This is a genomic window from Paractinoplanes toevensis (assembly GCF_018332695.1).
Lineage (GTDB): Bacteria > Actinomycetota > Actinomycetes > Mycobacteriales > Micromonosporaceae > Actinoplanes > Actinoplanes toevensis.
Genome location: NZ_BOQN01000287.1, coordinates 1 through 770 on the forward strand (window position 1 = coordinate 1; position 770 = coordinate 770).

The following is a 770-nucleotide window of genomic DNA, read 5'->3' on the forward strand; positions in this document are numbered from 1 at the left end:
CGGATCACCGTGGTGCTGCCGTTCTATCCCTATTCACGGCAGGACAAGAAGCACCGCGGCCGGGAGCCGATCTCCGCGCGCCTGGTCGCCGACCTGCTGAAGACCGCCGGTGCCAACCGCATCCTCACGGTCGACCTGCACACCGCCCAGATCCAGGGCTTCTTCGACGGCCCGGTCGACCACCTGTTCGCGATGGACATCCTGGCCGAGCACGTGGTCAAGAAGTTCGCCGGCCGTCCGATGACCGTGGTGGCGCCCGACTCCGGCCGGGTGCGCGTGGCCGAGCGGTGGACCGACCGGCTGGGCGGCTGTCCGCTGGCGTTCATCCACAAGACCCGTGACCCGCTGAAGCCCAACCAGGTGGTGGCCAACCGGGTGGTCGGCGAGGTCGAGGGCCGGGTGTGCCTGATCGTCGACGACATGATCGACACCGGTGGCACCATCACCAAGGCCGCCGACATCCTGTTCGACGAGGGCGCGGCCGACGTCATCGTGGCCTCGACGCACGCCCTGCTGTCCGACCCGGCGACCGAGCGGCTGAAGAACAGCCGGATCAGCGAGCTGGTGGTGTGCAACACGCTGCCGCTCCCGCCGGAGAAGCGGCTCGACAAGATCACCGTGCTGTCGATCGCTCCGTTGCTGGCCCGGGCCATCCGCGAGGTGTTCGACGACGGCTCGGTGACCACCCTGTTCGGTGGTCTCAGCTGATTTTCAGTGGGTGCCCGCCTTTCGTTCGCGCTGCGGGGCTAGCAAAACCGGCTCACTCCTCG

The 770-nt window shown here is 68.1% G+C and carries 1 protein-coding gene; it reads left to right on the forward strand.

Annotated elements, in window-relative coordinates; all coding sequences use genetic code 11:
• Positions 1 to 708 (forward strand): ribose-phosphate pyrophosphokinase (locus Ato02nite_RS51265; RefSeq protein WP_213014010.1); only part of this gene is annotated, 708 nt, incomplete at its 5' end.
• Positions 709 to 770: the final 62 nt, after the last annotated feature.